This window comes from Anaerolinea thermolimosa, from assembly GCF_001050195.2.
Taxonomy (GTDB): Bacteria; Chloroflexota; Anaerolineae; order Anaerolineales; family Anaerolineaceae; genus Anaerolinea; species Anaerolinea thermolimosa.
This window is the reverse complement of sequence record NZ_DF967965.1, coordinates 641,527-658,132: the sequence shown is the minus strand read 5'-3', so window position 1 is coordinate 658,132 and position 16,606 is coordinate 641,527. Positions and strand designations below refer to the sequence as shown.

General features: G+C 55.1%; 13 protein-coding genes. 8 read left to right on the top strand and 5 right to left on the bottom strand.

Translation table 11 applies throughout. The annotated features are described in order from the left end of the window. Positions 1 to 30 precede the first annotated feature (30 nt). The 5 genes from rpsG to gmd all read right to left on the bottom strand — a co-directional run bounded on the left by rpsG (position 31) and on the right by gmd (position 6,757). On the bottom strand, positions 31 to 498 hold the full coding sequence (gene rpsG, locus ATHL_RS02985; protein WP_062189628.1) for a 30S ribosomal protein S7: 468 nt from the start codon (positions 496 to 498) through the stop codon (positions 31 to 33). 31 nt (positions 499 to 529) lie between these two features. Beyond that, a complete protein-coding gene (rpsL, locus tag ATHL_RS02980) occupies positions 530 to 946 on the bottom strand; it encodes a 30S ribosomal protein S12 (RefSeq protein ID WP_062189625.1) in 417 nt (138 codons plus the stop codon). A gap of 134 nt (positions 947 to 1,080) precedes the next feature. Further along, entirely contained in the window at positions 1,081 to 5,010 is a 3,930-nt protein-coding gene (gene rpoB, locus ATHL_RS02975; protein ID WP_062189623.1) for a DNA-directed RNA polymerase subunit beta, read from the bottom strand. Positions 5,011 to 5,171: 161 nt separating this feature from the next. Further along, a complete protein-coding gene (locus ATHL_RS02970) occupies positions 5,172 to 5,654 on the bottom strand; it encodes a low molecular weight protein arginine phosphatase (protein ID WP_062189621.1) in 483 nt (160 codons plus the stop codon). A gap of 29 nt (positions 5,655 to 5,683) precedes the next feature. Continuing rightward, positions 5,684 to 6,757 carry a GDP-mannose 4,6-dehydratase gene (gene gmd / locus ATHL_RS02965; protein ID WP_062189619.1) on the bottom strand — a complete coding sequence of 358 codons (1,074 nt, stop codon included), beginning with the start codon at positions 6,755 to 6,757 and terminating at the stop codon, positions 5,684 to 5,686. Positions 6,758 to 6,991: 234 nt separating this feature from the next. Here gmd and ATHL_RS02960 point away from each other — a divergent pair, with 234 nt between their 5' ends. From ATHL_RS02960 to murA, 8 genes are all read left to right on the top strand, one after another. Then, positions 6,992 to 8,326, top strand: coding sequence for an ABC transporter substrate-binding protein (locus ATHL_RS02960; RefSeq protein ID WP_062189617.1), 1,335 nt, complete (start codon positions 6,992 to 6,994; stop codon positions 8,324 to 8,326). A gap of 67 nt (positions 8,327 to 8,393) precedes the next feature. Further along, positions 8,394 to 9,338 (top strand): carbohydrate ABC transporter permease, encoded by a 945-nt coding sequence (locus ATHL_RS02955; RefSeq protein ID WP_201797925.1) that lies wholly within the window; start codon positions 8,394 to 8,396, stop codon positions 9,336 to 9,338. A gap of 9 nt (positions 9,339 to 9,347) precedes the next feature. Continuing rightward, a complete protein-coding gene (locus ATHL_RS02950) occupies positions 9,348 to 10,463 on the top strand; it encodes a carbohydrate ABC transporter permease (RefSeq protein ID WP_062189609.1) in 1,116 nt (371 codons plus the stop codon). Between the two features lie 55 nt (positions 10,464 to 10,518). After that, on the top strand, positions 10,519 to 11,580 hold the full coding sequence (locus ATHL_RS02945; protein WP_062189607.1) for a LacI family DNA-binding transcriptional regulator: 1,062 nt from the start codon (positions 10,519 to 10,521) through the stop codon (positions 11,578 to 11,580). Between the two features lie 59 nt (positions 11,581 to 11,639). Further along, positions 11,640 to 12,932 (top strand): 6-phospho-beta-glucosidase, encoded by a 1,293-nt coding sequence (locus ATHL_RS02940; RefSeq protein WP_062189605.1) that lies wholly within the window; start codon positions 11,640 to 11,642, stop codon positions 12,930 to 12,932. A gap of 7 nt (positions 12,933 to 12,939) precedes the next feature. Beyond that, a complete protein-coding gene (locus ATHL_RS02935) occupies positions 12,940 to 13,920 on the top strand; it encodes an N-acetylglucosamine kinase (RefSeq protein ID WP_062189603.1) in 981 nt (326 codons plus the stop codon). A 50-nt stretch (positions 13,921 to 13,970) separates the two neighbouring features. Beyond that, positions 13,971 to 15,227 (top strand): DegT/DnrJ/EryC1/StrS family aminotransferase, encoded by a 1,257-nt coding sequence (locus ATHL_RS02930; RefSeq protein WP_062189601.1) that lies wholly within the window; start codon positions 13,971 to 13,973, stop codon positions 15,225 to 15,227. An 85-nt stretch (positions 15,228 to 15,312) separates the two neighbouring features. Continuing rightward, positions 15,313 to 16,596 carry a UDP-N-acetylglucosamine 1-carboxyvinyltransferase gene (murA, locus tag ATHL_RS02925; RefSeq protein ID WP_062189600.1) on the top strand — a complete coding sequence of 428 codons (1,284 nt, stop codon included), beginning with the start codon at positions 15,313 to 15,315 and terminating at the stop codon, positions 16,594 to 16,596. Positions 16,597 to 16,606: the final 10 nt, after the last annotated feature.

Here is a 16,606-nt window from a genome sequence, read left to right as displayed (position 1 = left end):
TATACCAGATAAATCCTGCCTTCCGCGCTCCTAGACACGGTAATGTGAAAATGCACGGTTGGCTTCAGCCATCTTATGCGTTTCTTCGCGCTTTCGCACTGCCGCGCCCTGGTTGTTCAAAGCATCCAGAAGCTCAGCTGCCAATTTTTCAGAGAAAGATTTACCCGACCGCGCCTTGGCCGCATTGATGATCCAGCGCATGGCCAGCGTCATTCGACGGGAAGAGGGCACTTCCAGAGGCACCTGATAAGTCGCCCCACCCACCCGGCGCGGGCGGACTTCCATGACCGGCCCAACGTTTTTCAGAGCCTGCTCCAGAATATCCATCGCCGGCCGACCGGATTTCTGCGAAGCCATATCCAAAGCATCATACACCAGACGGGTCGCCAGGCTCATCTTGCCCCGTCTCATGATGTGATGGATCAGATTCTGCACCACCGTGCTGTTATAGCGCACATCGGGGATCAATTCCCGCTTTTCAGGTTTGGTACGCCGCATGCTTTCTTACTCCATCCTTCAAAATGATTGTTTACTTCGGCCGCTTGGCGCCATACTTCGAGCGCCCCTGTCGCCGCTTGGCAACGCCCGTCGTATCAAGCGTACCGCGCACGATGTGATAGCGAACACCCGGCAGGTCTTTGACACGACCACCGCGCACCAGCACCACCGAGTGCTCCTGGAGCTGATGCCCCTCGCCAGGAATGTAGGCCGTCACTTCGATGCCGTTGGTCAGGCGAACACGGGCAATTTTGCGCAGCGCCGAATTCGGTTTCTTGGGGGTCATCGTGCGGACGACAGTACACACCCCACGCTTCTGGGGAGAGCCTTTATCCTCGCGGATGCGGCGCTGCTTGTACGTGTTCAGAATATACTGAAGTGCAGGCGCCTTGCTCTTCACCTTCTTCGATTCCCGGCCTTTGCGGATCAATTGGTTGATGGTTGGCACGTTTTTGCCTCCAAAAAGAACTAAAATCTTCTTTGTTTTTCATAAAGGGAGGCCATCATCGCGCACAAAGATGGCCTCTCCATGACTACCACCGTAAACAGACAACGGCCTTGAAGTATACCATGACTCGTAATTTACATCAAGTCATCCAGGCCGTCTAACTCTTCTCCAAGACCGAGCAGGCCGGTCTCGATTCGAGGCGGACGAACCCGTTCTTCATCCTTGCCAAAGCGCACAGTTTCGCCATTGTCCATGATTGCTTCCACCGCTACACCCAGGCTCTGCAGTTCCTTCACCAGCACACGGAAAGAAGCCGGGATGCTCGGTTCTTCGATCGGTTCACCCTTTACAATGGCCTCGTAGGTCGAGACGCGCCCCTGAACATCATCCGACTTTACCGTCAGCATTTCCTGCAGGGTATAAGCCGCCCCGTAGGCCTCCAGCGCCCAGACTTCCATTTCGCCGAAGCGCTGACCGCCAAATTGCGCCTTACCGCCCAGAGGTTGTTGTGTCACCAGGCTGTAAGGACCGGTTGAACGGGCGTGGACTTTGTCTTCCACCAGGTGGTGCAATTTCATCATGGTCATCACCCCCACCGTCACCGGCTGGTCGTAATATTCGCCGGTCTTTCCGTCACGCAGGCGTTGTTTTCCCAGAATCGGCATGGGGTGCCCCGTCTCGTCCATGTGCTTCTCTGCTACTGCACGCAGCTCAGCATCCGACACACCCCGCACATCCACCCCTTCTTCTTCAAGCCAGATGCGCAGACAGGCGTTGATTGCATCCTGATCTTCGCGAGAAAATTGCGGGGCGTTCATTTCCACATCCTCAAAGTTGAGCAGCCCTTCAGGGTGGAAGCCTTTTTCGCGCAGCCATTCCATTAAGGTGACACGCCGCGCATAGACCGGGTCGGCTTTAAGGTTTTCTACCCGGTATCCTTTCGGGCCAAGCCACTCTTCCAGATAAAGCAGGCGCACCTCGTCATCACTCTCGATGCTATCCGGGGTGTAGTCGAAGGATTTAATCCACTCCCAGGCGCGCTCAACCGTCTTGCTCCAGGCCAGGTCCATCAAATAAGCCCGCGCCAGTTCAGCTTCGATCTCCGTCTCATTTGCACCATCGAATACCGGGGTGATCGCCCGGAACCCGAGCCGGCTGGCCGCCCATCCCAGGTGAGTCTCCAGCACCTGACCGATGTTCATACGGCCCGGCACACCCAACGGGTTAAGGATAATATCCACCGGTGTTCCATCTTCCAGGAAGGGCATGTCGGCTATCGGAACAACCCGCGACACCACACCTTTATTCCCGTGTCGCCCGGCCATCTTGTCACCTGCGGTGATCTTCCGCCGTTGAGCCACCGAAACCCGAACCATCATATCAACCCCGGCCGCCAGGTCTGAGTTGTCCTCGCGGGTGAAGACCTTTACATCCACCACTTTCCCCCGTTCGCCGTGGGGCATGCGCAGGGACGTATCCTTCACATCCCGCGATTTTTCACCGAAGATTGCCCGCAACAGACGTTCCTCCGGGGTCAACTCTTTCTCGCCTTTGGGCGTAATCTTCCCAACCAGGATGTCGTTCGGGCCAACCTCTGCCCCGATTCGGATGATGCCATGCTCATCGAGGTCTTTAATGGCATCTTCACCCACATTGGGAATGTCGCGGGTAATTTCCTCAGGTCCAAGTTTGGTGTCGCGCGCTTCCACCTCGTATTTTTCGATATGCACCGAGGTAAATTTATCGTCCTGCACCAGCTTTTCAGAGATCAAAATCGCGTCTTCAAAGTTGCCACCTTCCCAGGAAAGGAAGGCAACCACCACGTTTTGCCCCAGCGCAAGGTTACCGTTAACCGTCGAGGATGAGTCGGCCAGAACATCGCCCTTGCGAATGAGTTGCCCCTTGGTAACGGCGGGCCGCTGATCAATGCAGGTGCTCTGGTTAGAGCGCTGATATTTGCGCAGTGTATACGCCCTGACGTTCCCACTCGTTCCACGCACCACCACCTGCCGGCCTGTAACCGAGATCACCTCGCCATCTTCTTCGGCAACCAGCACCTGCCCGGAATCGCGCGCCGCAAAAGCCTCCATCCCTGTGGAGATCAACGGCACCTCGGGTTGAATCAACGGCACTGCCTGCGCCTGCATGTTCGAGCCCATCAACGCGCGGTTGGCGTCATCATGCTCCAGGAAGGGGATCAACGCCGCGCTGATTCCCACCACCTGATTGGGCGCCACATCGATAAAGTTGATGTTATCCGGTGTGGTCACGGTAAAATCGGAGTGCTGGCGGCAGGAAATGCGATCATCGGAAAATTCGTTGTATTCATTCAACGGTGAGTTTGCCTGGGCGATTACGTATTTATCTTCTGCATCGGCAGAGAGATATTCCACGTCATCCGAGACGAAAGGCACCACAAAAATGACCTTTTTCGCCTGGCGGGCGATCGCCGGAAGCATCTCTTCTGTAATCCGTTCACCCTCGCGCGCAATGACGTTTCCAGCCTCGTCGGTGAGGGTTTCACGCAGTTTTCGGTTCACCAGCCGCGGATCGGTCGAACTGAGCTGTTTAATCACCCGCCGGTAGGGGGTTTCAATAAAACCATACTCATTGACCCGCGCGAAAGACGCCAACCGGCCAATCAACCCGATGTTCGGCCCTTCGGGCGTTTCGATAGGACAGATACGCCCGTAGTGAGAGTGGTGCACGTCTCGCACATCGAACCCTGCGCGTTCACGGCGCAGACCGCCCGGCCCCAGTGCCGAAAGGGTGCGCTTATGGCGCAACTCAGCCAGGGGGTTGGTCTGATCCATGAATTGCGAAAGCTGACTGGAGCCAAAGAACTCTCGTAACGCCGCCACCACAGGCCGGATATTCACCAGACTGACCGGTGTAACCTGATCCTGATCGCGGATCGACATACGCTCTTTGATCACCCGCTCCATACGGCGCAGGCCAATGCGTAATTTATTCTGGATCAGCTCCCCTACCGTCTTAACACGGCGATTTCCCAGATGGTCAATGTCATCCCGCTCCAGCACCTGGTTATTGATCAGAATCATACGGCGGGTAAGGTTGACAATATCCCATTTGGTAATCGTGCGATGCGAGACGGGAATACGATCCGAAAGATCCAGCTTCTGGTTTAATTTATAGCGCCCCACCCGCTCCAGATCATAATGCCGCTGATCGAAGAGCTGCTCTTCCAGGAATTGACGGGCATTCTCCAGTGTGGCCGGGTCGCCCGGGCGCATACGCTTGAAGAATTCGAGCAGTGCCGCCTCTGCAATGCTCACCCCGCCCGTCAGATCCCAGACCGGTTCCTGACGCAGGGTAGACGCAATGAATTGGCGATCGGTGCTGGTGTCTACATCCTGAAACAGAGAAAGCAGTTCTTCATCAGTGCCTTCCTTCAAAGGCGAGTCCGGGAGCCCATCATTGACCGCGGCTAAAGCCCGCAGGAAGATTGTAATCGGCACGGTGCGCTTGCGATTGAACTTGAGGATCAAATAATCATTCTTGCGGGTCTCAAATTCCATCCACGCTCCGCGGTCAGGGATCAGCTTGGCCATCGCCAGCGGGCGACCCGTGGAGCGGTCAATCGGCGCCTCAAAGTACACTCCAGGTGACCGGATCAACTGCGAGACCACCACCCGTTCGGTGCCGTTAATGATAAAGGTGCCTTTTTCGGTCATTTCCGGGAAATCACCCAGGTAAATATCCTGGCGAATGGGCTCTGGCACTTCAGGCCCGGCCAGCAGCACCGACACATTCAACGGGCTCGCATACGTGAGGTCTTTTTCAACACATTCTTCAATGGTATGCTTGGGCTTGTCGAACCAGTATCGCAAACCAAATTGCTGCGCTTCCGGAGAACGCCCCGGAAAGTACAACTTCATGCCCTTGTTGTACGATTCGATAGGGGAAATCTCATCAAAAAGGTCAATCAGTCCTTCTTTTTTCAACCGCTGGAAGGACTCAACCTGCACTTCAATCAAATCTGGTAGATTAAACACAACCGGGATGCGCGCGTAAGACTTCTTGGTTGGCATATCGGAAGCCATGCTTTTCTCCTGCTCCTAAAATCCAGTACACCCGACCCCAAACGTAGACCGACCCAAAAGCGCACTTGGGGTATGATAAGCAAAAGGTAATTATACCGAACGCCTCCCCTGAGGTCAAGCGGTTTTGAGGCCAATTTTTAGATTTTCATCCAGAATACTCTTCAAACCCATCCCACCCGGGCCAGAATTTCGGGGAACCCGGCCTGAAGATAAGCTTCAATTTCGCTGGCGGTCTTTTCATAATGCTCCAGAGAAAGCCCGTAAGGGTCTTCAATGGGTAACGGTGGGCCACTTAACTCACTCAACAACCAGACCCTCCCTGCCACCTCAGGAAATTCCACCCTCAACGCCTCCTTATGCCCTGGTTCCATGACCAGGATCAGGTCGAAAAGGTTAAGCAGGGCTCTGGAGACCACCTTCGAACGATGCTGGCTGAGATCGATCCCTCTCTTCTGCATGACGCGAACGGCATTTTCTGAGGCGCGTTGCCCTTCCGACGCCCACGTTCCGGCGGAATCTACCAGCCAGTCTCCCCCTCCCGGCAGGCGGCTGGATAAAAGCGCCTGGAATAGCCCCGCCGCCATGGGAGAACGGCACACATTGGCAGTACACACAAACAACACAGCTGGTGTTTTCCCCTGCATGTGCGTTACCCCCTCGCCTCCCTATCCTATCAATGGTTATCCATGGAAACCACCTGCTGATCCCACCGATGCCACTGCCCAAAGCGTTCTTCTACGATCCGCTTTCCCTCTCCGGGGCATGGCAGGCCTATGAGTTCCAGATCAGCGTCTACCATAATCCGCACCAGCTCGCGGAAGCGTACCCGCGGTTCCCAGCCCAGCTCACGCCGGGCTTTCGCCGCATCGGCCAGCAAATAATCAACCTCGGTCGGTCTGAAATAGCGGGCATCGATCCGGACGTAATCGTGCCAGTCTAAATTGACGTATCCAAAAGCCTCGTCGAGAAACTCGCGAATGGTGTGCGCCTCTCCAGTGCCGATGACAAAATCGTCCGGCTGGTCGCGGTTGAGCATCATCCACATCGCCTCCACATATTCAGGGGCGTACCCCCAGTCCCGGCGCGAATCCAGGTTACCAAGGTAAAGATAACGTTGCTGCCCCGCCATGATGGCTGCTACAGCACGGGTGATTTTCCGCGTTACAAACGTTTCACCACGCCGTGGGCTTTCGTGGTTAAACAGAATTCCATTAACCGCAAAAATCGAATACCCCTCGCGATAATTGCGCGTCAGCCAGTAAGCATACAACTTGGCCGCCGCGTAAGGGCTGCGTGGCTCAAAGGGAGTTTGCTCATTTTGAGGCGGTTTGGCCCCACCGAACATTTCACTGGAGGACGCCTGATAATAGCGCGCTTTGACCCCGCTCTTGCGGATGGCCTCCAGAATACGCACGGTACCCAGCCCGGTGACGTCGCCGGTGAACTCCGGCATATCGAAACTCACCCGCACATGGCTTTGAGCACCCAGATGATAAATTTCATCCGGGCGGATATTGTAAATAATGTCCAGCAGGGTGTCTGAAGCCGTAAGATCCCCGTAGTGAAGGTAGAGGTGAACTTCCTCTCCGTTCCCGTGAGGGTCGTGGTAAATGTGATCCAGCCGCCGTGTATTAAAGGTACTGGCGCGGCGGATCATCCCGTGGACTTCATACCCTTTAGAAAGGAGTAATTCGGCCAGGTACGAGCCGTCTTGCCCGGTGATGCCGGTGATCAATGCCTTTTTCAAACGATTGCGCTCCTTAAAATAAAAGCAAGAATAGCAAAAAATAAGTATACCCAGAGCACCCCCTTCTGGCAAGGCCAGATCTCATTCAGGGAAAAGCCCTTCCTCCGAAGATTTCCCCTTCTCAACCTGTTGACTCAGACTCTTTTAATCTCTATACTTTACGTTATGAAAGCGTTTTCGTAACGCTGGTTCCCTGTTTTGGTTCCCCCTCATGCCTTTCAGAAAGGAGAAAAGATGCTCATCAAACGCTTCTCAACGCTGGTAACCGTGATGATCGTGATCGCGTTGCTGGCAGCCTGCGCCCCGGCTGCCACCCAGGCGCCAGATACCGGTGGTGCCCAACCACCTGCCAGTGGCCCCGAAAAATTGCGCGTATGGATCGAGTGGGGCGATAACCCGGCTCAGCTTCAGGGGCTGTTCGATAAATACACCGAAAAAACCGGCATCAAAGTAGAAGTCAATGCCCCGGTGGAGATTGATAAAATTCTGGCCGCCCTTTCCGGCTCCGAACCGCCAGATGTCATCGTCCTTTCAGGGGGTGATCAGATCAAATCCCTGGCCAAAGAGAATGTAGTGCTCCAGCTGAATGACATCATCAACAGCAGCGGCATTGATCTCAACGATATCTTTCCCGCCCCTATGATTCAATGCAAGCAGGGAGACAAAATTTGGTGCCTGCCCTGGGGAACGGATATCTACGCCCTCTTCTGGAACAAAGACCTCTTTGAGGACGCCGGCCTCGACCCTAACACCCCGCCGAAAACCATGGAAGAGCTGGTCGAATTCGCCGACAAACTGACCAAAGTCGATGACAAAGGCAATCTGATCCAGGTCGGTTTCATCCCTGATTTCTCCTGGAGCCATACCGACCTTTATGTGCGCATGTTCGGAGGATTCTGGTACAACGACGATGGCACACAGGTCACCCTCGACAGCCAGCCCATGATCGACGCCCTGAAATGGCAGCAGCAGTTCTACACCAAATACGGTGTGGACAATGTGCTCAAGTTCACCTCTGCCCTCGGTGAGTACATGTCGCCCGATCAGGGTTTCTATGCCGGGAAGATCGCCATGATGGTCGATGGCGAATGGCAGGTTGGCCCCAACTTCATCTCTAAATTCAAGCCAGAACTGAATTATGGTGTAACACCCTTCCCGCCGCCTGCGTCTCATCCAGAGCGCGCCAACACGGGCGTGGTACAGGGCACGGTGGCTTTCATCCCCGCGGGCGTCAAGGATAAAGAGGCCGCAGGCAAGCTCTTTGCCTGGATGATGTCTCCTGAGATCATTGCTGAAGAGATGTACGCCAACTCTAACCTTCCCACCAGTCGGAAGGCTTCTCAAGACCCCCGCTTCAAACAAATCAAGAACTTTGACATCTTCATCAACCTGATGGCGAGTCCAAACGCCACGGGCGCCATCACCACCCCCATCAACCAGGAGCTTTCCAACGAGCTCGGGCTCATCGAAGAAAAAGTGCTTCATGCTGGCGAAGAGCCCGAACCTTTGCTAAAAGAAGCCCAGAGTAAGTTTGCCCCTATGCTCGAAGAAGCCCTCAAAGGGAAATAAAACCTTCCAGGGGGCGGCAGTGTTGAGCCGCCCCCTGGCTTCTGGCTCCTTGATGGGAAATTGGACCATGCAAAAAATGGACTCTGTAGTTTCACAATCTCACGGAAAGCCAGTTCGCTGGTCGAAGAAGACCCGCCATAATTTCTGGCTGGGGATGGCTTTTCTGGCCCCATGGAGCATCGGTTTTCTCCTCTTCACCATGTATCCTATGGGAGCTTCTCTGATCTACAGTTTCAGCGAGTACCATCTGCGTGCTCCGCTCAAGTGGATTGGCCTGACCAATTACATTAACCTCTTCCAGGATAAACTTTTCTACACCGCTCTCGGCAACACCGCCTACATGGTTGTCATCGGTGTGCCGCTTACGTTGTTGCTTTCCTTTTTCTGTGCTATCCTCCTGAACCTCAAAGTGCCAGGGCAATCCATTTATCGTGTCATTTACTATTTGCCCAGCATCGTTCCTACCATTGCCAGCACCATGCTCTGGCTCTGGATTTTAAATCCGAGCTCCGGGCTCATGAACACCCTCCTTGGCCTGTTCGGCATTCAAGGACCCAACTGGCTCAAAGATCCGCTGTGGGCCAAACCTTCTCTCATTCTTCTGGCGTTATGGGGCATGGGCGGCACGATCATCATCTACCTTTCCGGATTGCAGGATGTACCCCTCAGCCTCATTGAAGCCGCTCAGCTCGATGGCGCCAGCTGGTGGCAACGCCTGATTCACATTACGATTCCCATGGTTTCACCGATCACCCTGTTTAACCTGATCACCGGCGTCATCGGGATGTTTCAATACTTTGCCCAGGCCTATGTCTTTGGCAATACGGCCGGTTCCATTGGATCTCCCCTTAACTCCACGCTCTTCTACAGCGTTTACCTCTACCAGACTGGCTTTCTCTTCCTCAAAATGGGATACGCCTCGGCCATGGCCTGGATTCTCTTCTTCATCATCCTGGGCTGCACGATACTCCTGTTCCGCGTATCCAATCGTTATACCTATTATTCAGGTTAGAGGTGCCCGATGGGTCAATCCGCGCTCTCCAAACCCCTTTCTGCCGAAGAATTTGAACGCCTTCATCTCCGCCAGCACCAATGGGCGCAAATCAGGCGTACATTCACCCAGCTCCTCAGCCACCTGCTTATTCTTCTGGTCGGGTTGTTCTTCCTGATCCCCTTTCTCTGGATGTTAATCACCTCTTTCAAGTCAGACCGGGATGTATTCCGCACTCCACCAACCTGGCTGCCCTACGACAACGTCACCGTGAAAATTCAAGGCCAGGAGTTGCTCCTTTACCATGTTCAGATCGAAGGCGAAACCAAAGAGCTGGCCCTGTTAAAAGTGGCTGAAGGGTTGGGAGATTTTGTCGACCCGCAAAATCCTGAGATGGTTTACTCTCAGGTACGCATGCGTTTTGCCGAACCCATCCTGAAAGTAGGTCTGCGTTGGAGAAATTACATCGATGCCATGTCACGCGCTACGCGCCCCGGCCTGGGAGTTAACTTTTGGACCTATTTTAAAAACAGCCTCATCATTGCCTTCTTCACCATTATTGGCACACTCCTTTCCAACAGCCCGGTGGCCTATGCCTTCGCCCGGATTAACTTTCCGGGCCGGCAGGCATTCTTTATCTTTGTCCTTGCCACCATGATGTTGCCCTACCAGGTCACCATGATCCCGCTGTACCTGTTTTTCAATGAAACCCTGCACTGGGGCGATTCCTTCCTGCCACTGATCGTTCCTGCCTTCTTTGCCAACGCTTATGATGTTTTTCTGCTTCGCCAGTTTTTCAAAACCATTCCCGAAGAGCTTGCCGATGCCGCCCGGGTAGATGGCGCCTCAGAACTGGACATCTTTCTCCGCATCATGTTACCGCTTTCTGTTCCTGTACTTGCCACAGTCACAGTGTTTACCTTCCTCTACGCCTGGAATGATTTTCAGGGACCTCTCCTTTACCTCACCAGCCCGCAGAACTTCACCATGTCCCTCGGCCTGCAAGACTTCAAAGGTCAGCGCATTGTTGCCTGGAACCTGCTCATGGCGGCTTCTGTAGTTTTTACGGTGCCCATCATCATCGCCTTCTTCTTCGCCCAGCGCACCTTCATCCAGGGGATTAAACTGACCGGCCTGAAAGAGTGAAACATCCTCCAGAAAGGGAGCCAATCCATTGTTGTGTGATGCTGAAGGAATATTCATGGAGCCAGTAGAATCAGGAAAGCCCCCACCCCTCAATCCGAAACGGCCCACCATCATCGACATCGCCCGTGAGGCTGGAGTATCTATTTCCACGGTGAGCCGGGTGATGAATAAATCCATGCCTGTGGCTGAAGAAACCGCCCGGCGGGTTCGTGAAGCCATCGAACGGCTTCAATTCAGCCCCAATCTCTCTGCCCGCAATCTGGCGGGGAAGCGTACCAATACCATTGGCCTCTTGCTCCCTGAGGTCAGCGGGGCATTTTTCCAACCGATGCTTGCAGGCATCGGTGAGTGCCTGGCCGAGAACAATTATGATTTGCTCATCTTTGCCTCGCCCAAACTCGAACGCCATGAATTTTCACGCATTATCCCCATCGGCGAGCATAACACCGATGGAGTGCTTATTTTCACCAACAGCCTCGATGATGCCGAAATTGAACGACTCTACCGGCGTCATTTTCCCCTCGTGCTGATGTATCGTTCTGCTCCTGCCGGGCTTTCAATTCCATCCATCACGTTTGAAAATAAAGCCGGCACAGAGCAATTAATTGACCATCTCATTGAACACCACGGCTACCGGAAAATAGCCTTTCTCGCTGGCCCAAAGGACAACGAAGATTCACATCAAAGAGAAGCCGGTTACCTGGCCTCGTTAGCCCGCCACGGACTGCCGGTCGATCCTGCTCTCCTCGGAGTGGGCGAGTTTGAAGGAGTCATTGCCGCTCAGGCCGCTCGAGATATGCTCGCCAGTGGCACCAGACCAGACGCCATATTTGCTGGAGATGATGAATCGGCTGCGGGCGTGATGACCGCTCTCCTTGAAATGGGCGTCCGCGTTCCGGATGAAATTGCCGTAGTTGGTTTCGATGATGACTACCTCGCACCCTACCTTCCGGTTCCATTAACCACCGTGCGAGCCCCCATTTATGAAACCGGGTACCAGGCCGCCCGTCAACTCATTTCCCTCATCCGCACGGGCACTGCCGAGATGGTCACATCTCTACCCACTGAACTTGTCATCCGGCAATCCTGCGGTTGTGGCCGCTCCCCCAGAACCTAGCGGGTAGGGCCAGCCCGTTATACGATGAAAACCGTTCAAGGAATAGAAAGGAAATCGTGATGAAAATTGCTGTCATTGGTGGAGGGTCTACCTACACCCCCGAACTGGTCAAAGGGTTTCTCGAACTTCAGGGACAGTTGCCCCTGAGTGAGCTGGCCCTGATGGACATCCAACCTCAACGTTTGGAGATTGTGGGCGATTTCTGCGAACGAATTGTGGAACATGCCGGTGCGCCGTTTCGCATCACCCTCACCGACAACCGGCGCGAAGCCATTCGTGGAGCATCTTATGTGATCACCCAGCTTCGAGTTGGTTTCATCCCGGCCCGCCGGGAAGACGAGTATCTTGGCAAACGCCATGGTCTGATCGGCCAGGAGACCACCGGTATTGGAGGGATGGCAAAAGCCCTGCGCACCATTCCTGTCCTGCTCGAAATCACTGCCGACATGCAAGCCCTGGCCCCCGGGGCCATGCTGGTCAACTTCACCAACCCTTCCGGCCTGGTCACTGAAGCCCTCACCCGCTATGCCCCCGGCGTGCCCGCGGTGGGGTTATGCAATTCTCCCATCACCACCAAAATGGGCATCCTGGCCGAACTGGAGAAAGCCATCGGCCAGTCTATCGACCCGGCGCGAGCAGAACTCGACTCTCTCGGCCTCAACCACCTCACCTGGTATCGCGGTTTCCGGGTTGACGGAGAAGATTACTGGCCGCAGATTCTCTCAGCTTACCTCCAATCCCTGCGCTCCGATCCCCACCCTGAATGGCCTCCCGAATTGATCGAAACGCTGGGAATGTTGCCCAACTCATACCTCCAGTACTATTACAAAACCTCTGAAAAATTGCGCGCTCAGGAGAACTGGCCGCCTTCAAGAGCAGAACAGGTTCTGGCAATTGAGGCAGAACTGCTCCGACAATATGCCGATCCGGCGCTTGTGAGTGTGCCGCCCGATATTATGAAACGTGGGGGTGCCTGGTATTCTACCCTGGCCACCCGCGTGATTAATGCCCATTACAATGACCTCGGTCAGGTGGAAATTGTCAATGTGCGCCAGAATGGTGCAGTTTCCGATTATCCTTCTGATTGGGTCATGGAATTACCCTGCCGCATTGACCGGGCAGGCATTCATCCTCTGCCAGCCCAGCCCTTACCGCTGGCCTGTTTTGGCCTGGTGGCCCAGGTTAAAGCGTATGAACTGCTTACTGTAGAAGCCGCCGTACACGGTGATCGAAAGGCTGCATATCAGGCCCTGCTTGCTCATCCACTGGGGCCCGAAGTTCCGGAGATACAGGCCGTTCTTGATGACCTGCTTCATACCAACCGACCCTATCTTCCTCAATTCTTTGCGTAAAATGACTATGAAATATTATCTAGGAATCGATGTCGGCGGAACGAAAACCCATGCTCTCATTGCCGATGAACACGGAACAGTCCGGGGCTTTGGTGCAGCCGGGCCCGGAAACCACGAAGGCGTGGGATACGATGGACTCGCCACCGCCATGCAGGCCTCCCTTCAGGCTGCTTTGGCACAGGCACACATCTCCCTTTCAGAAATCGCCGGAGCGGGTTTCGGGATCGCCGGGTACGACTTTCCCTCTGAACGCCAGCCTACCCTCGACGCGATTGCCACCCTGGGATTGGATTGCCCCGTTGAAGCCGTCAACGATGTGGTCATCGGGCTCATTGCCGGTGCCTCTCATGGCTGGGGCGTGGTAGTGGATGCTGGAACCGGGTGTAATGTGCGCGGGCGCACCGCCGATGGCCGCGAGGGTTGGGTGACCGGTTGCGGAAGCCTGTTCGGGGAATACGGTGGCGCAGGTGACATCGTTTTCAGGGCAGTGCAGGCGATTTCACATCACTGGTCACGCCGCGGACCGGCGACTGCGCTTTCGGAGGCATTTATTCGTAAAGTAGGGGCTTCGAGTCTGACCGACCTCATTGAAGGGCTGGCTCTCCAGAAATATCATATACACGGAGAATACGCCCGGCTTGTATTTGAAGTGGCATCCAGCGGAGATGCCGTTGCGCAGGAGGTCATTCGTTGGATAGCCACAGAACTGGGCGAGACCACCAACGCCGTCATCCGTCAGATCGATATTCAAAACCAGACCTTTGAAGTGGTGCTTATTGGCAGCGTGTTCAACGGCGGACCGCTTTTCACCCGTCCCCTTCAAGAAACCATCCTCTCCTTTGCTCCGGGGGCTACCTTCACCCGGCTTACGACTCCCCCGGTGGTCGGAGGGGTTTTACTCGGAATGGAGGTCGCCGGCCTTTGTACCGATGAACGGCGCAGTCACCTCATCGAATCAACCCACGCATATCAAGTGCTCTGGAAGTGAGCTACGGCTATTACCATCTGTTCATCTTTTTTTCGTAATGGAGGTTCACGATGTCTCAACTGGCAATCCTCGGAGGCGAAAAGACACGCTCCACCCCTTACCCGCATTGGCCTGTCTTTGACGAGCGAGATATTGAAGCCGTTACCTCAGTCGTTCAATCGGGACGCTGGGGTGGGTTCCCCTACCCTGGCCCACAGACGCGCGAATTTCTGGAGCGCTTCGTTGAAATGCAGGGAGGCGGGTACCCCGTTCTGATGGTCAACGGCACGGTTACCATGGAAGTGGCTCTGCGTGCTGCAGATATAGGATGGGGTGACGAAGTCATCGTGCCAGCCCTCACCTTCCAGGCCACTGCCGCCGCTCCCATGGCTGCAGGCGCCATTCCGGTGATCGTCGATGTTGATCCGGAGAACTACTGCATGGACCCCCGGAAAGTTGAAGAGGCTATCACTCCCCGCACCCGTGCGATCATCCCTGTGCACCTCGGTGCGCAGATGACTGATATGGATGCTATCATGGACATAGCCGAACGGCACCATCTCATCGTCATCGAAGACTGCGCCCATGCTCACGGGGCACGGTGGCGTGGAAGAGGTGCTGGCACGATCGGTCATTTTGGGTCATTCAGCCTGCAATCGAGCAAGATCCTCACCACAGGCGAAGGTGGCATTCTCTTATGCCAGACCGAAGAACTCCAGAAGAAAGCCGAGAGCATCATCAATTGTGGGCGTCCTTATGAATACCAGGGGAAAATTCATTACACGATGGGGGCCAATTATCGCCTCGGTGAATTACATGCGGCTCTGGGCGTAGTGGCACTTCAGCGTTTCCCCGAGCAGATGAAACAGCGTAACGAGGCTGCCAGCTATCTGGAAGAGGCCCTCAGTGAAGTTCCCGGCGTCCGTCTCTTGCGCCGCGATCCCCGCCACACCACGCGGGCAATTTACATTTATGGTTTCGCCATCGATCCCCAGGTATTTCACAACACCCACGAGGTAGTCTGTGCTGCCCTAGAAGCCGAAGGCATACCCTGCGACACAGGTTACCCTCCCATGCATCGATACGATCTTTTCCAGCCGCGGCTTTCCAGGTTGCCTGTTCCGAGCGCCTTCCCCGACCGTTTTGACTTTTCCAGGCTCTCCCTGCCTGAAGCTGAACGAGCCGGAGAGCGAGAATCGGTCTGGCTGGATGAGTCGGTTTTCCGTGACGGGCAGAAGGGAATCGACGATGTGGTAACGGCATTGAAAAAAGTGGTTGAACACGGAGAGGAATTAGCCCGCGCGGCCGCCAGACGGCTCGAAAAATAAGGCGGCCCCGGCCAGGAATTGACGGTTGACATGCATTCAGGGTATAAAAGGATTATCCATCTGCCCTGATTGAGAGAGGATTCTCATGGATAAATTCATCATTGAAGGTGGCCATCCATTACATGGAGAAGTCACTCCCTCGGGTAATAAAAATGCCGCTCTGCCCCTCCTGGCAGCCTGCCTTTTAACCCGTGAAGAAGTCATCCTGAAAAATGTGCCCGCCATTCTTGACGTGCAAAACATGCGCCGTCTCCTTGAAAGCCTTGGCGTCGAATTTACGGATATTGACGACCACACCTGGAAGGTCCAGGCGCGTGAGGTACGCCCGGCGGACCTCGACCCCGACCTCTGCCGAAAAATTCGTGCTTCCATAATGCTTGCCGGCCCCATGACCGCCCGCGCCGGAGAATTGCACCTGCCTCCACCCGGCGGTGATGTCATCGGTCGCCGCCGGGTGGATACCCACCTCCTCGCCCTCTCCAGCCTGGGAGCCAGGGTGAGCTACGACCGCACCTTCCATTTCCAGGCCGAACGATTGCAGGGAGCGGATATCCTCCTCGATCAGGTAAGTGTGACCGCCACCGAAAACGCCATCATGGCCGCAGTCACGGCCAGGGGACGCACCATCATTCGCAACGCCGCCTCCGAGCCACATATTCAGGAGCTCTGCCACTTCCTCAACCTTCTGGGGGGGCACATCGAAAACATCGGCTCGAACACGCTGGTAATCGAGGGAGTAAGTGAGCTTAAGGGGGGTGAATTTACCATCGGGCCGGATTATCTGGAAGTGGTAAGCTTCATCGGCGCCGCAGTGGTCACTCACGGGTCAATCCGGATTCGCAACGCCGCCCCCAAACACCTGGACATGATCCGTTATGTCTTCGGCAGGATGGGCGTGAGCTGGGAAGTGGAAGGCGAAGACATCATCGTCCCGGCTGAACAGCGGTTAGAGGTGGAACCAGACCTGGGTGGGGCAATCCCTGAAATCGGCGTCATGCCCTGGCCCTCCTTCCCCACCGACCTGATGAGCATCGCCATCGTCGTGGCTACCCAATCCAAAGGCTCCATGCTCTTCCACGATTGGATGTACCCCGGAAGAATGTTTTTCACCGATAAACTGGTCGGAATGGGAGCCAATATCGTCCTGTGCGATCCTCATCGCTGCATCGTCCAGGGCCCCAGTCAACTGTATGGCGAAAAGATGGAAAGCCCCGACATCCGCGCCGGTATGGCGCTGGTACTGGCCGCTCTCTCAGCTCGCGGCACCTCGGTAATTCGCAACGTCGGGCAAATCGACCGCGGTTATGAACAGGTGGATAAAAAATTAGCCGCGCTGGGAGCGGTCATCCAGCGCCAGCGCGAGCAATAATCCATTGACG